At 49.6% G+C, this 16976-nt stretch carries 13 protein-coding genes and 1 other annotated feature (1 of these 14 only partly in view); of the genes, 7 read left to right on the top strand and 6 right to left on the bottom strand.

Annotation, left to right across the window (positions count from 1 at the left end; all coding sequences use genetic code 11):
• Positions 1-162 (top strand) — a binding site (T-box leader) (it extends 59 nt beyond the left edge of the window).
• A 55-nt stretch (positions 163-217) separates the two neighbouring features.
• Positions 218-2869 carry a valine--tRNA ligase gene (locus EVJ23_RS07110; protein ID WP_131465501.1) on the top strand — a complete coding sequence of 884 codons (2652 nt, stop codon included), beginning with the start codon at positions 218-220 and terminating at the stop codon, positions 2867-2869.
• A 265-nt stretch (positions 2870-3134) separates the two neighbouring features.
• On the opposite strand, the gene EVJ23_RS07105 is transcribed toward EVJ23_RS07110, so the two are convergent.
• The 3 genes from EVJ23_RS07105 to EVJ23_RS07100 form a co-directional block, all read right to left on the bottom strand.
• The gene (locus EVJ23_RS07105) at positions 3135-3329 is read right to left on the bottom strand and encodes a hypothetical protein (protein ID WP_131440967.1); all 195 of its coding nucleotides are present in this window, start codon (positions 3327-3329) and stop codon (positions 3135-3137) included.
• Positions 3326-3502 (bottom strand): hypothetical protein, encoded by a 177-nt coding sequence (locus EVJ23_RS15225; RefSeq protein WP_161567021.1) that lies wholly within the window; start codon positions 3500-3502, stop codon positions 3326-3328. The genes EVJ23_RS07105 and EVJ23_RS15225 overlap by 4 nt, the downstream gene beginning before the upstream one ends.
• A gap of 89 nt (positions 3503-3591) precedes the next feature.
• Positions 3592-5034 (bottom strand): protein adenylyltransferase SelO, encoded by a 1443-nt coding sequence (locus tag EVJ23_RS07100; protein ID WP_131465499.1) that lies wholly within the window; start codon positions 5032-5034, stop codon positions 3592-3594.
• Positions 5035-5148: 114 nt separating this feature from the next.
• Between EVJ23_RS07100 and EVJ23_RS07095 the strand changes: the two genes are divergently transcribed.
• The 3 genes from EVJ23_RS07095 to EVJ23_RS07085 all read left to right on the top strand — a co-directional run bounded on the left by EVJ23_RS07095 (position 5149) and on the right by EVJ23_RS07085 (position 10983).
• On the top strand, positions 5149-6363 hold the full coding sequence (locus tag EVJ23_RS07095; protein WP_131465497.1) for a bifunctional folylpolyglutamate synthase/dihydrofolate synthase: 1215 nt from the start codon (positions 5149-5151) through the stop codon (positions 6361-6363).
• 85 nt (positions 6364-6448) lie between these two features.
• On the top strand, positions 6449-10318 hold the full coding sequence (locus EVJ23_RS07090; RefSeq protein ID WP_131465495.1) for a DUF5057 domain-containing protein: 3870 nt from the start codon (positions 6449-6451) through the stop codon (positions 10316-10318).
• Positions 10318-10983, top strand: coding sequence for a hypothetical protein (locus tag EVJ23_RS07085; protein ID WP_131465493.1), 666 nt, complete (start codon positions 10318-10320; stop codon positions 10981-10983). Before EVJ23_RS07090 ends, EVJ23_RS07085 begins: the two co-directional genes overlap by 1 nt.
• A 22-nt stretch (positions 10984-11005) precedes the next feature.
• Here EVJ23_RS07085 and EVJ23_RS07080 read toward each other — a convergent pair whose 3' ends face one another.
• From EVJ23_RS07080 to EVJ23_RS07070, 3 genes are read right to left on the bottom strand one after another with little or no spacing between them, the layout of a single operon-like run.
• Positions 11006-12661, bottom strand: coding sequence for a hypothetical protein (locus tag EVJ23_RS07080; RefSeq protein ID WP_131465491.1), 1656 nt, complete (start codon positions 12659-12661; stop codon positions 11006-11008).
• 21 nt (positions 12662-12682) lie between these two features.
• The gene (locus EVJ23_RS07075) at positions 12683-13246 is read right to left on the bottom strand and encodes a prepilin-type N-terminal cleavage/methylation domain-containing protein (RefSeq protein ID WP_236633726.1); all 564 of its coding nucleotides are present in this window, start codon (positions 13244-13246) and stop codon (positions 12683-12685) included.
• Positions 13185-13649, bottom strand: coding sequence for a type IV pilus modification PilV family protein (locus EVJ23_RS07070; RefSeq protein ID WP_131465489.1), 465 nt, complete (start codon positions 13647-13649; stop codon positions 13185-13187). The genes EVJ23_RS07075 and EVJ23_RS07070 overlap by 62 nt, the downstream gene beginning before the upstream one ends.
• A gap of 158 nt (positions 13650-13807) precedes the next feature.
• Between EVJ23_RS07070 and EVJ23_RS07065 the strand changes: the two genes are divergently transcribed.
• The 3 genes from EVJ23_RS07065 to EVJ23_RS07055 are packed head-to-tail and all read left to right on the top strand — an operon-like array spanning position 13808 to position 16972.
• The gene (locus EVJ23_RS07065; protein ID WP_236633725.1) at positions 13808-15034 is read left to right on the top strand and encodes a G5 domain-containing protein; all 1227 of its coding nucleotides are present in this window, start codon (positions 13808-13810) and stop codon (positions 15032-15034) included.
• Positions 15031-15312 carry a hypothetical protein gene (locus EVJ23_RS07060; protein WP_071399375.1) on the top strand — a complete coding sequence of 94 codons (282 nt, stop codon included), beginning with the start codon at positions 15031-15033 and terminating at the stop codon, positions 15310-15312. Before EVJ23_RS07065 ends, EVJ23_RS07060 begins: the two co-directional genes overlap by 4 nt.
• A gap of 1 nt (position 15313) precedes the next feature.
• Positions 15314-16972: a GspE/PulE family protein gene (locus tag EVJ23_RS07055; protein ID WP_131465487.1), complete on the top strand. Its 1659-nt coding sequence runs from the start codon at positions 15314-15316 to the stop codon at positions 16970-16972.
• Positions 16973-16976 lie beyond the last annotated feature (4 nt).

Here is a 16976-nt window from a genome sequence, read left to right as displayed (position 1 = left end):
CGGTGCAAGGTCGCGAGGGAAGTGTGCGGAAGTCGCCTCGGAGCTGACCTTTTGAATCAAGTAGGAAGGTCCGGTCCATCGACCGTTATTCGATTTTGAGGGCGCCACGTGTTGGCGAACTAAGGTGGTACCGCGGAAGATACGGCTTCTTTCGTCCTTAGCGTTAAGGACGAGAGTAGCCGTTTTTTGTGTAGACAGATAGAGGAGGATTGGCACAATGACCAACGAAACAAACGAAATCAGCATGCCGACGAAGTACGACCCGAGTGCGACGGAAGCGAAATGGTACGACTATTGGATGGAGAACAACGTGTTCAAGGCGGACGAGGACGACTCGAAACAGCCTTACACGATCGTCATCCCGCCACCGAACGTCACAGGGAAACTTCACCTCGGACACGCGTGGGATACGACGCTCCAAGATCTACTCACGCGCTTGAAGCGCATGCAAGGCTATGACGTCCTCTGGCTCCCAGGGATGGACCACGCCGGTATCGCGACACAGGCGAAAGTTGAACAGAAGCTCCGTGAGGACGGCATCATGCGTTACGACCTCGGACGCGAGAAGTTCCTCGAGAAGACGTGGGAATGGAAAGACGAGTACGCCGACACGATCCGTGCCCAGTGGTCAAAACTAGGCCTCGGCCTCGACTACTCGCGTGAACGGTTCACACTCGACGCGGGACTCTCGAAAGCGGTCCAGGAAGTCTTCGTCCGCTTGTATGAAAAAGGTTTGATCTACCGTGGCGAATATATCGTCAACTGGGACCCGGCGCAAAAGACGGCCGTCTCCGACATCGAAGTCATCTACCAAGAAGTCGAAGGCGCGTTCTACCATATGAAATACCCGCTCGCTGATGGCTCAGGTCACATCGAGATCGCGACGACGCGCCCAGAGACGATGCTCGGCGATACGGCCGTCGCCGTCAACCCGAAAGACGAGCGCTACGCGCACCTCGTCGGTAAGACGATCATGCTCCCGGTCATGAACCGTGAGATCCCGATCGTCGCGGACGACTACGTCGACGTCGAGTTCGGTACCGGTTGCGTGAAGATCACGCCGGCGCACGACCCGAACGACTTTGAAATCGGGAACCGTCACGAGCTTCCGCGTATCCTCGTCATGGACGAGTCGGGGACGATGAACGAGAATGCTGGCAAGTACGAAGGGCTCGACCGCTTCGACTGCCGCAAGCAGCTCGTCAAAGACTTAGAAGCGGACGGCACGCTCGTCAAAATCGAGCCGCATACGCACTCGGTCGGTCACTCGGAACGTTCAGGCGCGGTCATCGAGCCGTACTTGTCGAAGCAATGGTTCGTCGATATGGAGCCACTCGCCAAAGCGGCGCTCGCAGCGCAAGGCAACGACGAGACGAAAGTCAACTTCGTCCCAGAGCGGTTCGAAGGCACGTACCTCCGCTGGATGGAAAACATCCGTGACTGGTGCATCAGCCGTCAACTTTGGTGGGGCCACCGCATCCCGGCTTGGTACCATAACGAGACAGGCGAAGTGTATGTAGGCAAAGAAGCGCCGGCTGACATTGAGAACTGGCATCAAGACGAAGACGTGCTCGACACGTGGTTCTCGTCAGCGCTCTGGCCGTTCTCGACGATGGGCTGGCCGGACACGGATTCAGCAGACTTCAAACGCTACTTCCCGACGAGCGCGCTCGTCACGGGTTACGACATCATCTTCTTCTGGGTATCGCGGATGATCTTCCAATCGCTCGAATTCACGGGCAAGCAGCCGTTCAATGACGTGCTCATCCACGGTCTGATCCGTGACTCGGAAGGCCGCAAGATGTCGAAATCGCTCGGTAACGGCGTCGACCCGATGGAAGTCATCGACCAGTACGGTGCCGACTCGCTCCGCTGGTTCCTGCTCACGGGCTCGACACCAGGGAACGACCTGCGCTTCTACTGGGAGAAGATCGAATCGACATGGAACTTCGCGAACAAGATTTGGAACGCGAGCCGCTTCGCCCTCATGAACATGGACGGGATGAAGTTTGAAGACATCGACCTCTCAGGTGAGAAGACGCTCGCCGACAAGTGGATCTTGACGCGCTTGAACGACACGGTCGACCAAGTGACACGCCTCGTCGACAAGTACGAGTTCGGTGAAGCCGGTCGTTACTTGTACAACTTCATCTGGGAAGAGTTCTGTAACTGGTACATCGAGATGGCGAAACTCACGCTCTACGGTGAGGACGAAGCGGCGAAAGCGACGACACGTTCGGTGCTCGCGCATACGCTCGATTCGATCATGCGTCTCATGCATCCGTTCATGCCGTTCTTGACAGAAGAAATTTGGCAGCACTTGCCGCACGAAGGCGACTCGATCGTCCGTGCTAGCTATCCGACGCGCCGTGACGACCTCCACTATGCGGAGTCGGTACCGGCGTTCGAAGCGGTCATGAACGTCATCCGTTCAGTCCGTAACATCCGTTCGGAAGTGAACGCACCGATGTCGAAACCGATCCAATTGTTCATCGCGACGAGTGACGACACGACACAAGGCTACTTGAGCGAAAACGAAGCGACAATCGGCAAGTTCACGAATGCGACCGAACTTGAAATCGGACGTGGCTTGACGGCACCTGACAAATCGATGTCAGCGATCATGACGGGCGCAGAGCTGTTCATCCCGCTCGCCGACTTGATCAACTTCGAAGAAGAGATCGCCCGTCTTGAAAAAGAAGTGGCGAAGTACGAGAAAGAAGTCGAACGCGTGCAGAAGAAACTCGGCAACCCAGGTTTCACCGGCAAAGCACCGGCTCACGTCATCGACGAAGAGAAAGCGAAAGAGAAAGACTACCTCGACAAGCGTGACGCCGTGCGCGCGCGTCTTGAAGAGTTACGCAAGTAAGACATCAACCTTCTTTGGAGAATTGTTCTCCGAGGAAGGTTTTTTTGTCGTTTGGGAGAATTCTGGCATCTAAACGAGAAGAACCCCCGACGTCACGAACGACGTTTGGGGGTTCTTCGACGTAGCCATAAAACATAAAGTCCGATTCCCGTGATCCACAGGAAGTGCATGTAGAGCGAATCAGTCAGCCCGACTCGATACAAATGGGCGAGATACACGGCATATAGGAATCCGGCGATGAGCATGATAGTGAAGTAGACGAGCCTCATTCGTGATCGCCTTCGTTCCATCCAGGCAGTTGCTTCGTCACTAAAAAATAAGATGATGTGAACAAGGCACCAATCGCAAGTCCGGTCCATTGCGGGTGAAGCGGTTGTCCAATGAGGGATAGGTAGAGACTATACACCATATAAGCAGCCGAAAGGATGAGGCAGACAAGTACGGTAAGCATGACCTTCATTTCGTCTCACTCCATTCAAGCTCATTCAAATGTTTCATGAACTGGAAAAACGAGACGATTAAGAAGAAGGCGGGCATGGACCAAATCCAGCCACTATAAAACGGACCTTGCCACAGTTCTAGAGAAATCAGACAAGCGAAACCAAGCGAGATGAGTGAAGCAAGTAGTCGCATAGTAAACCTCCAGAGTGTCGTTTGTCTATAGTACGCATCCAAACGCTAAAAGGTTCCCAAAAAAATCCATCCCGCAAAAGCGGAATGGATCACGTGCCACAAAACGTCTGATATGGATACGTCCGCTCTGGTCCCGGCGAGACGTAACGCCCGTAATCGGCTTCATAGTCATACGGTTTCCGCAACACGTCGAGCAAGGCGGTTGTCGGACCGAAGTCACCTCGTTCAGCTGCCATGATCGCTGATTCGACGTGATGGTTGCGCGGGATGACGGCCGGGTTGTGTTGGCGCATGAGTCGCGTCACATCTTCGTCCGGAAGAGCTTGTTCAGCGAGACGTTTGCGCCATGCCGAAAGCCAGGCCTTCCCATCGTCACGCGACGCGAACGGAAGTGACTCCGTTTCTCCGAGCGTGAGCGCGCGGAACGTGTTCGTGAAGTCGGCCTCGGTCTCCATCATGAGCCGAAGCAATTCGTCCGTCAGCGCGTCATCGCCGTCTTTTCGGACGTAGAGACCGATCTTATGGGCGAGTCCGGTGAAGTACGCTTGTTTATAAATCTCCGTATAATCGTTCAACAGCTTGTTGGCGATGTCGACGGCAGCTTCTTGCGTGTCGGCGAGCAGCGGCAACAGCGTCTCGGCGAGTCGGGCCAAGTTCCACGACCCGATATACGGCTGGTTCGCGTAGGCGTAACGGCCCTCGCGGTCGATTGAGCTGAAGACGGTGTGCGGATGGTACGAGTCCATGAAGGCGCACGGGCCGTAGTCGAGCCCTTCACCGCTGATGAACGTGTTATCCGTGTTCATGACGCCGTGGATGAAGCCGACGAGTTGCCAATCGGCGATCAGCTTCGCCTGACGTTCGATGACGCGTCCGAGGAACGCTTCGTAGCGGTCAGGACGACCTTCAAGACCTGAGTCGTGACGATGGATCGCATAGTCGGCGAGGGCGGTGACGTCATCGATCGACCCGGCCGCGGCCGCGTATTGGAACGTGCCAACGCGGATATGGCTCGAGGCGACACGGGTCAGGACGGCACCGTGCTTCGGCCCTTGACGCATGACCGGTTCACCTGTCTTGACGACGGCAAGTGCCCGATTCGTCGGGATACCGAGCGCGTACATCGCTTCACTAATCAAATATTCGCGTACCATCGGCCCGATAGCGGCTCGGCCGTCACCACCTCGTGAGTATTCGGTCGGTCCTGAGCCTTTCAACTGCACGTCGACCCGTTTACCGTTCGCTGTGACGTGTTCCCCTAAGAAGAGGGCGCGTCCGTCACCGAGCATCGTGAAGTTGCCGAACTGATGCCCGGCGTACGCTTGCGAGAACGACGTGTCGGTCTGCCGGTTTCCGGACAGGAGCGCCACGTCTTCTTTCAATGCATCAATATCGAGTCCGAGTGTCTCGGCGAGGGGTTCATTCAATAAGACGAGTTCTGGTTTGTCGACCGGGTTGATCGGCCCACGGTCGTAAAACATGTCACGAAGTTCGACGTATGTCGCTTCAAAGTTCCAACCTGTGTCTTTCATCTGAATTCCTCCTATCTCTGTTCGCTTCGAGTATAGCACAGCCGATTCTCTGCGTAGGTCTTCGTGAATTTTGGTAAGATGGGAGTGAAGTGTTAGAACAGGGGTGGGTTAAAGATGGAGACAAGACAAGACGTATTTGAATGGCTGAACGGACAACTGCGGTTCGGGATCAAGCCTGGATTGAATCGAGTCGAGTGGATGCTCGAGACGTTAAAAATTGACGAATTGCCGTCGATTCACGTGGCCGGGACGAACGGGAAGGGATCGACCGTCGCGTTTTTGCGGGCGATGGCAATCGCTGAAGGGTTGAACGTCGGGACGTTCATCTCGCCGTACATCATCCAGTTCGAGGAGCGGATCATGTTGAACGGCGAACCGATTCACGAGGTTGATCTCGTCCGTATCGCGAACCGTGTCCGTGACCGTGCCGATGAGTCACCGGAGACATTGACCGAGTTTGAACTGCTGACGGTCATGGCGTGGCTGTACTTCCATGAACAGCAACCGGACCTCGTCATTTGGGAAGTTGGTCTCGGGGGCCGGCTCGATTCGACGAACGTGTTGAAGCGACCGCTCGCGACGATCGTGACGTCGATCGGGCACGACCATCAAGGCATACTCGGTGATACGCTCGAAGAGATCGCGATAGAGAAGTTCGGCATCATGAAGCGCGGCGTCCCGATGTTTCATAGTTTAGACGATGCGCGCTTGATCATTTTGCTCGAGCAACAAGGGCGGACGATGGAGGCACCGGTTCATGAGGTCACGCCGCTCGTTCAGACGATTGAGGATGGAGCCGACACGACGGTTACATATGAAGGACTGCGTCCGGTGACGTTAGGTTTGACGGGGCATCACCAGGCCTACAACGGGGCGTGTGCCGTCGCGGTCGCGCGGCATCTAGGATGGAAGCACGAGGCCATTCAAAAGGGACTCGAGACGGCACAACATCCGGGGCGTTACGAGCTCATCTCGAAACAGCCGCGAATCATTTTAGACGGGGCGCATAATGCGGAAGGGGTGGCCGCACTAGTCGATCAGTTGAAGCTTGAAGACGATGTGACCATCCTTGTCTCGACTCTTGCCGACAAGGACCGCGAAGCGATGGTCGAATCATTGGAGCAGGTCGGGCGTGTGTATGAGACGACGTTCGACTTTCCCCGGGCACGGACGCAATCGAGCTTAATTGAAGCAGGAGCAGACTTTGTGGAGTGGAAAGACTGGTTAGAGGTATGGGTGCGAACGCCGCGCTCGAAAACACTCGTCGTGACGGGTTCGCTTTACTTTATTAGTGAAGTGAGAACGTATTTCCAAAGTTTTCAAAAATGACCTTGCGTTATGGATAAATACGGGGTATGAATGAGTATGAGAACGTATGTCATCATCACTTCATCATCCAAGGAGGAAATGCAACATGGTCAGTCAACAAAGATTGAAACGACCCGTATCAGCGCTTGTCGCGATCGTCTTTTTAACATCACTCCTTATTACAACTTTTTTTGAAATTTATTCGACCGTATCGGCAAGTACGCCGATTAAACCGGTGATTTTAGAAGTGACGGATATTCCGAAACAAGTGAACGGGAAAGTCGATGGAATTAGTGTGGGAGATGATTTCGACGTTCAAAAAATGTCGATAAAGCAATTCAATGCATTACGTTATGATCTACTTGGGCGTTATGACGCGATCGTGTTTTCTCCTTCAGGTGCTGAAAATGGGAAAAAATATAATCCTGAGCAAGTCATATATAACTATCAGAAACCTGTAGGGGATAAGGGTACGCCTTATAATGAAGCGGATAATAAATACAAAGCATATATTGAGTCTTTATATGCTACAAAGGAAAAAGATAACGACTTAACTACTTTACGTGTAATTGATTTATCGAGAATGATGAAAGCAGGAATTCCGGTATGGGTACACGAGGATGCTTTCTCAACTCTAACTAATCAGTCTATCGTGAGAAACTTTGAGTCACTCAAAAATGAATCGGATTTAAAAATATTCAACCGAACAGCGGCCGCTTCTAACGAAATCAAGCAAGTGTTCCAACAAAGAAAAATGACAAAACTTGAGGAAGTCACAGTCAAACAGAATGGGGAACTTTTAACGAATCAGGTGTCAATCGCCAACGCTGGTAATTTTGCAGTTCGCGGAAAAGCGATTGATTTTTCATATTCGTTGAATTCAACCCCATCTAACGGAGCAACGGTCGAGCTCTATATTGATTTCGACAGTAACGACCGATTCTCTTTAGAAGAAAAAGTTATGACTGTGCCGGCGAAGTTGAGCGATACACTTTCCTATACGATTGATGCACCAAGTTACACAAGCCCACGTTATTGGAAAGTCGTCGTAAAGGATGAATCGAATCAAACATATCATTATCGAACGGGACGGTTTTTATTAAAAGATGTGTTTGCAAAAGCGAAGATTTTACAAGTAACAGTCTCTAAAAATGATGGCAGTAGTTTGTTTCAAACGTTTAATGACAGCTTAGACGAAAATGTAGGTGAAACTAGCAAAAATATGCTGAATGAAAGTGGGCTCTATGATTTTGATTTGGAAATCACAGACCTAAAGAGCTTTGAAAACAAAATAAAAAAAGCAGATAAAAATTCTCCGGACTATGATCCTGCTATTGAAAAATGGTTTTATGAGAAAGACCTAATCATTTTTGGATTCAAAGATTCGTTTGGTCGTTTAGATTATAATGGAAACTTACAGAATTATTCAAAGGATGCTGCTGCAATTCCGAATACGACGAAAGCCCTCCAGGAATTTATTAAACGTGGGCAAGGTGTGATGTTCTCACACGACATGCTCTATCGTTTACCGGGTGAAAATGGTTATAAAGAAGATCCATCAAGCCAGCGCGAATGGGAAACAGCATTTGGGCAAGACTTTGCCATCAAAAATTTAATCAACTTCGGTAAACGAGGCGTATATACAACTACAAAAGTCGAGCAGGTTGCAACAGGTTTGTTCACGGAATATCCATACGATTTGCCAACCAAACCGACAAATAATATGGTTTCAAAAACGCATAGTCAATATTTCTCGCTTAACATGGCCAACGAAGATTTGACGGTTTGGTATAACCTTTCGAGTGACAAGCATACGCCCGGAGATGCTGCACATCATTATTACATGTATACCGTCAATAATCTGACGTATACTGGAGCCGGTCATGAGACGACTTTCCCTCAAACGCCAGAAAAGCAGATTTTTGTGAACACGATGTTCCGCGCATTCATCGGATCCAACCATGCACCTAAAATTGAGGTGCTTTCTCCACCACTCGAGAATAACGTACGGTCCATCTATGATGTAGAACCTCTTTATTTAGCCTGGAACTCAATCGATTACGATTTTAAAGACCAAAGCTTACAAACCCGGGTCGTCATTGACGGCAAACAGATTTTCCCTAAACCAACTTCATCTAAACCAACCTATCAAAATGTGAAAAATAATGAAGTGCAAAGTCTCTTCCATCAACATGATATCAAGGGAAACGGAACACTTCGTGTAGAGATTGAAACGAAAGATAGCGGTGGGGCTGTGGCCACGGAAAAATTTGATGTGAAGGTGAAACCTTCTAAAGAAGCAGTTCACGTATCGCGAACAGTCTCCCCTACGATTGTGGAGGTTGATCAAAGGGCTACACTGACATACGACGTATCGACAAAAATGCCTGATATTTCTCGACCGAACGAAAACTCATATAAGAAAGAGACTTGGGAAATTCAAGTGAATGAAGTCGTCCCTAAAGGTTATTCTCTATCAGAAACTCAACCAAAAGGATGGTCGATTGATGCTGAGAAGAATATGGTTTCAGCGAAACTTCGTAAAATTGACAATAACCCGATTGAAATTTATGATGCACTCCAAAAGGTTTGGATTCCATTCAAAGGGAATGAAGAGATTCAACTAATAGCCAAAACGATTGGAGACTATGAGTTTACACAAGGGACCTACACGTATAAATTTGTCGGAGACCATGCCTCGAACAATAACGCCAACGGTAAAGATATTGTTCAAGAAGGAGATGGGAAATTAACTGAACTACGTACCTCGATCACAGAAAAACAAATCAGTTCTATCCAATTGAATGGACCGATTGAACTCGAAGTGGGCGATACTTTTCAGCTTGTCCCAAACATTCAACCGGATTCAGGTAAAAAGTTGAACTTGATTTGGAATAGTTCAGTAAACGATGTAGCAACCGTCGCGTCAAGTTATGTAGACAACAGCGGGATTTTGACGGGGATTACACCGGGAAGTACGAAAGTGAAAGTAAGTTATACAAAAGGGAATCAAACCATTGTTTCAAATGAAATTGACGTAATCGTTATTGATCCCGTGAAGAACTTTAAAGTGAATTCTCTTGAGCTATTAGTCGGACAAAGTGGTACATTAAAACCGACTGTTGAATCAAAAACGGAAAAATATCAAAACTATGTCTTTGAATTTGTGGAAGGCAACGACTTAGTGACAAAACAGTCGGATTCAAAACAAGTTACTGTAGTTGCCAAAAAACCTGGGACGGCAAAAGTGAAAGTATCACTCGTCAATCAACCGATTGGTCGAACGATTGCACCGATTTTGGCAACTGTGAAGATTTCACTTCCAACGATGACGTTGACTCCAAAAACGGACGACCTTTGGGTTTACCAAAAAACGAAGGAAGTGGATGGGGAACTCATCTCAGAAATGGTCAGGGAAAGTGTAGTATTGAATTTGAATCAAAATACGGATATGCCGCTTCCGATTGTTTGGTCGATTGCAAATCGAGACCCAGCGCTTCGAATCGTTGGCAGTCCAACCTCGGAGCGAGTCGAAGTGCAAGCTATTCAAGGCACATATCCGAATGTCGGACCGATTCTCGTGACCGGTGCCTTCCGTGATTTTAGTGAGCAATTCGGCAGTTCACAGATTACTGTGAAAGAATATCCACAACGTATTGTCTCTCCGAATATAGAGCTATATGTTGAAAATTCGCCGTTCGTCTACGCACCACAGTTTTACCCTGCGACTTCAACTGTCCGTGGCTATGGTATGCGAGTCGTGCAAGGGAATGATGTTGCAGAAGTGATTGACAATACGAAATTAAAGTTAAAAAAACCTGGACTTGCAAAAGTTCAAGTAGCGACAGAGGATGTTAGTCGTTACTTTGGATCTGGTGAAGGCCCAGAAGTTGTTTACTCTGAATTCTATGTGCGAGTAAAAGAAGGTTCAGATCCTAATCCAGAATCTCCAAATGACGCAGGTGATTATTACTGATGAGTTCGAAGAAACAGAAATGGATTGGTGTAGGAGTTACAGTGATGCTTTTAAGCATCACTGTAACGTTCGTTTATATTCATCTTCAAAAACAAGCGTTAGAAGAAGCGATTGTATCATTTGATCAGCAGCAAGTAGAACAGATTCTCGACAGACCATTCATCGAAGCGGAAGAGCAGTGGATGGATCTTGCTTACTATTACCACAATACCGCTTCTGTCATTTCCTTGTATGAAGCAGGTCTACCATTAGAATCTGAAGAATGGATCAGTATGGCTGACACGTCTTCTGTAGACGAGTTTCAAAAGATGATTGAGTTAGGTGCGCCTCTCGATGTGAAGCAGAACGATCGTCTATTGATTGAGGGTTTATATGGAATGAATGATGATCCCGAAAAGTGGCTAATTACACACGAACAATTACCTTATTCTTATTGGGTTGAACATCCACAGTTGCTACAGATAATGGTGACAGAAGGAAATACGAACGCATTTGAAGACATGATTCGTCGGATGAAGCCAGAAGACATTCCATATGACGAAGTTGTTCCATTGATTTTGCGTGCGTATCAACCTCAAATGTTAACGGTTCTGCGTGAAAAGGGCTATACTTTAACCACTCAAGACATCGCATATGCAAAAGAATTGAACGTACAAATTAAATAAGCGAGAGGCCGCGGCCTCTCGCTTATTTAATTTGTACAGGATGACTGACAAAGAACTGGAGTTGGTTCGTGACCGGTAACGTTTCGAGCTGATTGAATACGGCATCGTTATACGTCAATTTCAATCGAGATTGACTGGCCGTATGCGCCGGTACTTGGCGGTCGAAATATTCGAGAGGGGTCAATCCGTCACCTTGTTCAAAAGAACCGCGGAAAACGTTCACGACAAGCGGTCCTCTGCTATAAAGTCCTCCATTCACTTCGAGGATGGAACCTACCGCATATACTTTCGTTTCTTCTTCGGAGTCGCTATACATGAACGCCTGAAGTGTTGTCGGTGTGTTATCGAACTCGTTAATCCGATTCAACAAAATCTTGCCTTTTGACAAGAGGATGAGGGAGTTCCCTCTCTCTGCATCGATTGGAAGGATATTGGCACGATCGATGAACGTATCCTTGAGTGTATACACGGTCGAATTAAAGGATACGTTCCCCCTAATCGTCAAGTTTCCTCGTACAATCAATGGTCGAGCAATCGTTAGTTTGTCGAGCGATTCAATCACGACGTCCCCATCTAATAAAAGAGGAGCACTTGATTCGGTGATGGACTCGGTGACATACATGGCACGATCTGACAGGGTTGACGGTAGTTTCAAAATGGTCGGGGCGTTTAAAGCGTTATAAGCATCCGCCCGTAAGTATGAAGTCGGTCGCTCGATAATTGATGAACCATCTTCCGATAAAACCCGTTCGAGCTCGAAGACTTGATCGGTCGAAGCAACCAATCCCTCTTCAAAAATTTTAGAGTCGACGTTGCTCGTGTAAGCGAGCGGGGTATCGAGACGACGATTCAAAAATTCGATGATTGAATAGTCATATTGGAACGGGGAAAAGCTACTTGGTGAGACTCCCACATCTGCCATTTCGCCAGCCCGTTCTGTTCCAGCAGTGAAATAGTTTTCTTGTTGGCAACTCGCGCATGTTCCTTGGTCCGACAAATCGATTCGGCCATCCAGATGTAACAGACTTGAATCAACGTTTTTAATAGTGAATCGATCGGCACCAAGTTGATAATTGGCATCTCTCATGAATGTAAGCGGCCCATTTGAATACATGTTCCCTTTAACGGTCGGCATCCCGTTCACCGTCAACTGCGTGTCCGACCCGAGAACGTAATACAGAAACGAGGGCAGAGCCGTCAAATACAAGTCCTGCGTATATTCAACGGATAGGACAGGTTGCTCAGGATTCGTCTGTCGGCTCGCGACGACGTTTACTTGTAAAATCTTCGTGAACGGTGCAGTATCGAGCAGGTTCGCGTCCGCATTCTCTTTTAATTGAATTGAATAGCTAATCTCACTGTCGCTCTCACTCGGAAGCTCAAGGAACGGTTCGTTTGAGACGAGTGCGCCTTGAATCGCGTCATTAAAAGCCGATTCCGACTCCATATGAGCCGGTACATCATTTGCGTTATGAAGAGGGAAACGATTCCGAACGTCCGCGGCAATCAGATTGAGCGCACTCTTCGCATCTTCGTTCAGCTGCGTATCTTCCGTGCGAATAACCGTCAGTTTATTCGTGACCAAGTTCACTTGCATGGCAGCGAGCGATAAGACGGCGAGCGCGGCCATCGTCACGAGGACGAGTACGAGGACATAACCTTCTTCTCGTTTATGCATAAGTGATGCCTCCTTTCTTTCTTAAAATGGAATCGAACTTTTAAACGTTTTAATGGAATCAGGATTTGCCTTTAACGTTAGGTTCATCTCAATCTCGATCAAGCCGCTCGTCATATAGCTCGGTCGCCGTGGGTCATAGACGGGCTCGATCACTTGGATAGAAATCGTATCTAACAAGACGTTCGGATTGCTCGGCACGTATGAATCGGGGGATAAATTCAAGCTGATCGGTTCATATCCGGCTTCCCGATAGATCATCCCAGTCGACGAGATGCGAGGTTCGGATAGTTGGTGGAATTGGTAGGTGTCATCTACTTCGGTGACGGCGTCAAATTCACTCCGGTTGACTTCGGATAGGATGGACGTGACCAAATAGTCGGCCTCACTGCGCAGTTCGCTCGTTTCGTTCGTCAATTGAAAACCGAGCGTTCCTGAAATGAAGGCAGTGATGATGACGCCGCTTAAAATCGAGGCGACGACGACAGTCACGAGAAGCTCGACTAACGTAAATCCTTCTGACGCCTTACTGAATGAGTTCACTTTCTGGGACAGCCGTTTCAGGGAACGGCTCACGTAACGTGGCATTCGAGATCACTCCTTTCAACGTGACAGGTGTTCGGAGTCGGTCGGTCGTCACGGAAATCTCGACTTCGATAGTATTTGGAGGCATCGTTGACCGTTGGGTGATAGTAGCGACATACGTCTCCCCATGAATCCGATAGTCGGAGCAAAAATCACATACTGAACTCACGCCGTTACGATTCAACAGTTTATTCAAGTCAAGCGCTTCTTGAACAGATGAGGCTCGCCGATCCAATGTATGAAGCGCATTTTGAGCGACTTGGTTGGCGATGGTCGTACTGAGATTGTCATTCGTCGTCTTCAGGCTTTGGCTGAAGATGTTTAACAGGGAGAACGAGACAATCGATAAAATGACGATCGACACGAGTACTTCGACGAGCGTAAAACCTTTTTCGGAACGGGCCAACGCATTGACCTCCTTTTCAAATATAATAAAATACTAGGAAAAAAGCGTATGATTACCTAAATAAATGTTAATTTATGTCCAATGCATATTATACTAAAGTTAGAGTACGAACGGATAGTAAATCGAAAGTCTCAGTTTTTTACATAGGGGGAATTGGAATGAAGCAATATGGGATGCACTTTTTCATCCTGACATGTCTTGTGTTGCTCGTGTCGTTACCGACGATCGGGCTCGTCAACTATCTCGACGCGTCAGCGAAGACGAGTGCTACATATAAAGACACACGTGTCGCCGGGATCGATATATCGGGGATGACGAAAGAAGAGGCGGTCGTCCGTCTTGACAATGCCGTCAAAGACTTCGCAAACGCACCGTTCACGGTCACGCTTGTCGACGGGACGGCGCTCGAAGTCGGGAAAGACGTCGTGACGTTTAACGTGAACGATACGCTTGAAGCCATATCCGAACCAGGGGACTATCCGCTCATCACAACAATCGATGAAGAGCGAATCGCTCCGTATTTAGAGAATCAACCCGTCACGATGACGATGGTGACCCCACCGCTCGTCGCCTCGGCGTCTGAGCTCGATTCGAACGTTGCCCTTGAGATGGTCGCAGAAGAGAACGAAGTCGTCGCGTCGATGACGATTAGTCCGACGCCGGCAATGCGCTCGGCGTTAGAACGGATGAACGGATTTGAAATGGATGCAGGCGACATGTTCAGCTTGAAGTCGTTCGGGGAAGATTTTGAAGCACTCACGCCGATCGGTTCGTCTCTCTATAAATTGTTTGCGGCGACTCCGTTCAAAGTGCTCGAGCGCGTCCCGCATGAAGTGCTTCCGAGCGGCATCGAGCTTGGCTACGACGTCAAAATCGATGCCGGCTCGAACTTCGCCGTCCAAAACACGGAACAATCACCTTACGCCATCATCGTCCTAGATGAAGGGAACGTGATGACGGTGCAACTGCTCGGGAAAGCGTTCGTCGGTGCGTACGAATCGCGGGTCGAAGAAGTCGCAAGCGTGCCGTACCAAAACGTGATCCGCTTCTCCCCATCACTCCCGTCCGGAAGTTCTTCGGTGACGCAATCCGGTCAAACTGGAGAGTCAGGGAAGTTGTATCGCATCCGTGTCACCGAGGCAGGCGAGACGCGTGAACTGTTGGGCTTTGATTTCTATGAGCCGGTACCGGAGATCGTGACGAAAAGTTCGGTCCCACTACCGCCGCCTGAACCGGTTGAACCGATCATTCCAACGTTCCCGGACGAAACACTGGACGACGATCCGTTTAATGACGATATAGAAGATGATGGATTGAATGAATTTGAAGAGCAACCGCCGGTGGACGAGGACGTCCCGGCGTCTAGCGAGGAGGCAGTCGGATGATCGGATATGTAATACTGCTCGCCTTTTGGGTGCTGGCCACGTTGACGCTGTTTGCCTTGTCAATCCCATACGTACGGAAGCGCGAGACGAAACTCGTCGTGTCGGTACTTGTGGCCGTGTTATCGCTCGGTATGTATATGTTGTATGCGGAATCGCTTGAACGGACGTGGTGGGCTTGGCTCCTCCTCGTCATCGGTTTAGCGGGCGGCGCAGCGTTGAGCGTCTTCATTGAACAGCGAGACGTCGAGCAGGAGGTACCTCAGAGGATGGTGAAGTAAGGTGAGACGAACGAAAAAACGATTGGGCGAGATGTTGATCGAGGCTGGATTGATTACGAACGAGCAACTCGACGAGGCGCTCGCCCAAAAGCGGCGAGGCGAAAAACTCGGCGATGCACTCATGCGGTTGCACTATTTGACCGAGACACAATTGATTCAAGTACTTCATGAACAACTGGACGTACCAATCATCGCATTATATTCGCAAGACATTAACGTGACCGTCACAAAACTCGTGCCAAAAGCGATTGCCCAAAAGCACGACATCATGCCGATTGAATTACAGGGGAACACGCTATTCGTTGCGACGGCGGATCCCCTTGATTTGATTGCGATCGATGACGTCCGGTTACAGACCGGGATGAATATTGAGGTTGGCATTGCGACGCGGGAACAAATTCGGAAGACGATCAGCCGGTATTACGAAATGGACGCCTCGCTCATCGAGATTTTAAAAGATGAGGCGCCGGAATTCGAACGGCAAGAGACGGCGTCACGTGACGACGCCCCGGTCATTCGGCTCGTCAACCAGTTGTTTTTGAGCGCGATCGATCAACGAGCATCGGATATCCATTTCGATCCACATGAGAAGCAACTACACGTCCGCTTTCGTGTCGACGGTGATTTACGGACAGAAGCGGTTTATCCAAAGAAAATTCAAAGCGTCATGCTGACGCGACTAAAAGTGATGAGTAATCTAGACATCACGGAAAGCCGGCTGCCCCAAGATGGACGGATCAAGTATACGCTGCGCGACCGCCCGTACGATTTCCGCGTCTCGACGCTCCCGACGATGTACGGCGAAAAGATCGTCATCCGGGTGCTCGATTCCTCACAAGGGTTGACCGACTTGACGAAACTCGGGTTCGGCGACCATAACGAGATGTTGTATCGCGACATGTTGAAGCGGCCGAACGGCATTATTTTGATCACAGGGCCGACCGGTTCGGGTAAATCGTCGACACTGTACGCATCGCTCAAAGAACTGAATGACGAGTCGAAGAACATCATCACGGTCGAAGATCCGGTCGAGTATCAACTTGACGGCATCAACCAAGTCCAAGTCAATGCGAAAGTGGGCCTCACGTTCGCCTCCGGTCTTCGCTCGATCCTCCGCCAAGACCCGAACATCGTCATGGTCGGGGAGATCCGGGATACCGAGACGGCCGAGATTGCGATCCGTGCCTCGCTCACTGGACATTTAGTCTTATCGACGCTCCATACGAACTCGGCGATCAGTTCAATCACCCGCCTTGTCGATATGGGGGTCGAACCGTTCCTCGTCGCGGCTTCAACGTCCGGCCTCGTCGCCCAGCGCCTCGTCCGCCGCGTCTGTCGCGACTGTGGTCATGAGCAACCGGTCTCGAAACGGGAGCAAGAACTGTTCGACGCCGAACGTGTGACGATCACGCGCGTCATTCGCGGAAACGGGTGTGCGTCGTGTAACTTTACAGGCTATCGTGGGCGACTCGCCATCCATGAAGTCGTGCCGATTGATGAAGAGTTGCGTCGTTTGATCATGAACCAAGCGACCGAGGCCGAGATGGTCGAGCAAGCGAAACGATCCGGTGCCCGGTTCTTGCTCGCCGACGGTCTCGAGAAAGTCGCACAAGGTTTGACGACGACCGAGGAAATACTGAGAACAGTCATAACGGAGTGAACCT

Source organism: Exiguobacterium sp. SH1S1 (assembly GCF_004337245.1).
Lineage (GTDB): Bacteria > Bacillota > Bacilli > Exiguobacteriales > Exiguobacteriaceae > Exiguobacterium > Exiguobacterium aurantiacum_A.
The sequence above is the reverse complement of the archived record's forward strand: the minus strand, read 5'-3'. Positions and strand labels throughout refer to the sequence as shown.

Coding starts and splice junctions, on each gene's coding strand:
- EVJ23_RS07110 (WP_131465501.1), top strand. CDS start 218: ATGACCAACGAAACAAACGAAATCAGCATGCCGACGAAGTACGACCCG.
- EVJ23_RS07105 (WP_131440967.1), bottom strand. CDS start 3,329: ATGAAGGTCATGCTTACCGTACTTGTCTGCCTCATCCTTTCGGCTGCT.
- EVJ23_RS15225 (WP_161567021.1), bottom strand. CDS start 3,502: ATGCGACTACTTGCTTCACTCATCTCGCTTGGTTTCGCTTGTCTGATT.
- EVJ23_RS07100 (WP_131465499.1), bottom strand. CDS start 5,034: ATGAAAGACACAGGTTGGAACTTTGAAGCGACATACGTCGAACTTCGT.
- EVJ23_RS07095 (WP_131465497.1), top strand. CDS start 5,149: ATGGAGACAAGACAAGACGTATTTGAATGGCTGAACGGACAACTGCGG.
- EVJ23_RS07090 (WP_131465495.1), top strand. CDS start 6,449: ATGGTCAGTCAACAAAGATTGAAACGACCCGTATCAGCGCTTGTCGCG.
- EVJ23_RS07085 (WP_131465493.1), top strand. CDS start 10,318: ATGAGTTCGAAGAAACAGAAATGGATTGGTGTAGGAGTTACAGTGATG.
- EVJ23_RS07080 (WP_131465491.1), bottom strand. CDS start 12,661: ATGCATAAACGAGAAGAAGGTTATGTCCTCGTACTCGTCCTCGTGACG.
- EVJ23_RS07075 (WP_236633726.1), bottom strand. CDS start 13,246: ATGCCACGTTACGTGAGCCGTTCCCTGAAACGGCTGTCCCAGAAAGTG.
- EVJ23_RS07065 (WP_236633725.1), top strand. CDS start 13,808: ATGAAGCAATATGGGATGCACTTTTTCATCCTGACATGTCTTGTGTTG.
- EVJ23_RS07060 (WP_071399375.1), top strand. CDS start 15,031: ATGATCGGATATGTAATACTGCTCGCCTTTTGGGTGCTGGCCACGTTG.